The organism is Acinetobacter sp. AKBS16, assembly GCF_002899995.1.
Classification (GTDB): domain Bacteria; phylum Pseudomonadota; class Gammaproteobacteria; order Pseudomonadales; family Moraxellaceae; genus Acinetobacter; species Acinetobacter baumannii.
The window spans coordinates 1-273 of sequence record NZ_POYH01000108.1; the positions used below are offsets into that span (position 1 = coordinate 1).

Sequence of the window (273 nt, forward strand, 5' to 3'; positions counted from 1 at the left end):
ATAGATAAAAGATACATGATTGATGATGTAAGCTGGGGACTTAGCTTAGTTGGTAGAGCGCCTGCTTTGCACGCAGGAGGTCAGGAGTTCGACTCTCCTAGTCTCCACCAGAACTTAAGATAAGTTCGGATTACAGAAATTAGTAAATAAAGATTGAGATCTTGGTTTATTAACTTCTGTGATTTCATTATCACGGTAATTAGTGTGATCTGACGAAGACACATTAACTCATTAACAGATTGGCAAAATTGAGTCTGAAATAAATTGTTCACT

At 37.0% G+C, this 273-nt stretch carries 1 tRNA gene; it reads left to right on the forward strand.

Features of this window, described 5'->3' with window-relative positions:
- Positions 1 to 34: 34 nt before the first annotated feature.
- Positions 35 to 110 (forward strand) — tRNA-Ala (locus C1642_RS18870).
- The last annotated feature ends 163 nt before the right edge of the window (positions 111 to 273 follow it).